This is a genomic window from Paenibacillus zanthoxyli JH29 (genome assembly GCF_000520715.1).
GTDB lineage: Bacteria > Bacillota > Bacilli > Paenibacillales > Paenibacillaceae > Paenibacillus_AQ > Paenibacillus_AQ zanthoxyli.
This window is the reverse complement of the sequence record NZ_ASSD01000604.1, coordinates 1-2166: the sequence shown is the minus strand read 5'-3', so window position 1 is coordinate 2166 and position 2166 is coordinate 1. Positions and strand designations below refer to the sequence as shown.

General features: G+C 48.1%; 4 protein-coding genes and 1 pseudogene. All 5 read right to left on the bottom strand.

From position 1 onward, the window contains the following. Window positions 1-216: 216 nt before the first annotated feature. Window positions 217-483, bottom strand: coding sequence for a pro-sigmaK processing inhibitor BofA family protein (locus L691_RS0123405; protein WP_025692711.1), 267 nt, complete (start codon window positions 481-483; stop codon window positions 217-219). A 30-nt stretch (window positions 484-513) separates the two neighbouring features. Beyond that, window positions 514-771, bottom strand: coding sequence for a DUF2508 family protein (locus L691_RS29930; RefSeq protein ID WP_036737928.1), 258 nt, complete (start codon window positions 769-771; stop codon window positions 514-516). Between the two features lie 186 nt (window positions 772-957). Beyond that, the gene (recR, locus tag L691_RS0123395; protein WP_025692710.1) at window positions 958-1557 is read right to left on the bottom strand and encodes a recombination mediator RecR; all 600 of its coding nucleotides are present in this window, start codon (window positions 1555-1557) and stop codon (window positions 958-960) included. 40 nt (window positions 1558-1597) lie between these two features. Next, window positions 1598-1909: a YbaB/EbfC family nucleoid-associated protein gene (locus L691_RS0123390; protein WP_025692709.1), complete on the bottom strand. Its 312-nt coding sequence runs from the start codon at window positions 1907-1909 to the stop codon at window positions 1598-1600. Between the two features lie 53 nt (window positions 1910-1962). Continuing rightward, window positions 1963-2166, bottom strand: a pseudogene (locus L691_RS33130) (DNA polymerase III subunit gamma/tau); the annotation flags it as partial.

Below are 2166 nucleotides of genomic sequence, written 5' to 3'. Positions count from 1 at the left end.
TCCCACTCACTCGTTGTTCAGTTTTCAAAGATCAATGTCTCTTTCAGTGCATCACCGCGCCTCACGCAGCGACCTTTATAATATATCACAGGTTATTTGTTATCGTCAAGCGTTTTTTTATTTTTCTTTTTCAATTCGCTTTTCGATAATTGACTGTTCAATATGTTGTCCGAAGAGCCGAATATTAATGTATCACATAACGCGAATCCGCGTCAACTACCCAAATAAGGTAATTTTTAAACCTACAAGCATGGCCACTCCTGGTAGACCTAGAACAGATACGGTTCCTATCGTCACCGGGTTCAGCGGAATGTACACCGTTCCTGCCAATTGAGTGAAATCGACGATGTACAGCCCCACTGCGGCCAGGATCAGGTGGGAGCCAAAAAGGCCCAGCCACCCCCAGCCCAGTCTTTTTTTAAACACGACTGCCACTAGTAGAACTACGGATAGTATCAGTATGATTGCCGCTATTATTCTCATTGCCGCTGCCTCCTCATCTTCGAACGGTTCTTATAACTGATTGCTCTTTAGTCCAATTCTTTTGGCATGCTTCAGGTGAATTTGATATTTTCGCTCCGCGGCCTCCAAAATATAAATGGCGTAATCAATCTGGTCCTGACCGACTGCTTCGTCAAACATCAGATGAGCTCTTTCCCATTCCATTTGAGCCTTCCTCACATCGGTAAACACATCCCAACTCTCATCTTGATCTTCCCCCGGTCCGTTGCCATTCTTCCGAAGCCGCCCGCTCCACCAGCCCATCTTCATTCCTCCTTTGTAATGAATTGTCTATGACGGATAAAGTTGATTTCCGTACATTCTCATACATATCGAAACAAGGACAAACTTAGAACCAGGAAGTGGCACGTTCTCATTGACGGATACGGATCTCTTAAAAATTCCATAAAAAAAGAAGCCCTTGACGGACTTCTGTCTCTAAATGCGGCTATAGCATTAAAAAAGCTCGCGCCGGCCCTCCAGCGCCTTGGACAAGGTGACCTCATCGGCATATTCGAGATCGCCGCCAACAGGCAAACCATGAGCGATCCTTGTTACTTTAACTTCAAACGGACGGACAAGCCGGGAAATATACATCGCCGTCGCTTCTCCCTCGATATTGGGATTTGTAGCAAGAATAAGCTCCTGCACTCTTTCATCACTGAGCCGTGTAAGCAGTTCCTTTAACCGGATATCGTCGGGTCCGACGCCCTCCATTGGGGAGATAGCGCCCTGCAGCACATGATAATACCCATTGAATTCTTTGGTCCGCTCCATGGCGACAAGATCCTTGGAATCCTGCACCACGCAAATGACCGAGGCGTCGCGCGTTTTGTCCTGGCAAATCCGGCACGGGTCGGTATCGGTAATATTGCAGCAGACCGAGCAATAGTGAAGATTGCGTTTTACGCTGACGAGCGCTTTGGCAAAATCAATCGTCTCGTCTTCTTTCATGTTCAGCACATGAAACGCAAGCCGCGCGGCCGTCTTGGGGCCGATTCCCGGCAAACGCGTAAAAGCATCGATCAGCTTGGCAAGCGGTTCGGGGTAATACAATAAAATATCTCCTTTATGTTTAACTTAAGCCTTCAACTTATTAGAACAGGCCCGGAATCTTCATGCCTCCAGTAAATTTGCCCATATCCGAGCTGGCCAGTTCTTCCGCTTTGGTCAGAGCGTCATTCACTGCCGTAAGAACCAAATCCTGGAGCATTTCCACATCTTCCGGGTCTACTGCTTCCGGCTTGATTTCGATGGACAGCAATTTCTTGTGTCCGTTAACCTGAACAGTTACGACTCCGCCGCCGGAGGAGCCTTCCACCGTTTTGTTGCCAAGCTCTTCTTGGGCTTTCAGCATCTGCTCCTGCATTTTTTTGACTTGCTTCATCATTTGGTTCATATTGTTCATTTGTTATCTCTCCTTGTTAATGCGCGCAACCTGCGCGATTGATATGCTGCGGGTTAATCTTTGATGACAATGAGGTCTTCACCAAAAAGCTGAACGGCCTCGTCAATCCAAGGTTCCTTGGCGGCTTCTCCAGTCTCATGTTCATGTTCCAGGCGAAGTTCTTCCTTCGGCGCAGGCTGCGCCGATTTCGCGGAGGCTTCATTCCAATCCCGAAGCATGACCGTAACCAAACGGTACGGCTTGCCCAGACGAGCCTC

Coding starts and splice junctions, on each gene's coding strand:
- L691_RS0123405 (WP_025692711.1), bottom strand. CDS start 483: ATGAGAATAATAGCGGCAATCATACTGATACTATCCGTAGTTCTACTA.
- L691_RS0123390 (WP_025692709.1), bottom strand. CDS start 1,909: ATGAACAATATGAACCAAATGATGAAGCAAGTCAAAAAAATGCAGGAG.
- L691_RS29930 (WP_036737928.1), bottom strand. CDS start 771: ATGAAGATGGGCTGGTGGAGCGGGCGGCTTCGGAAGAATGGCAACGGA.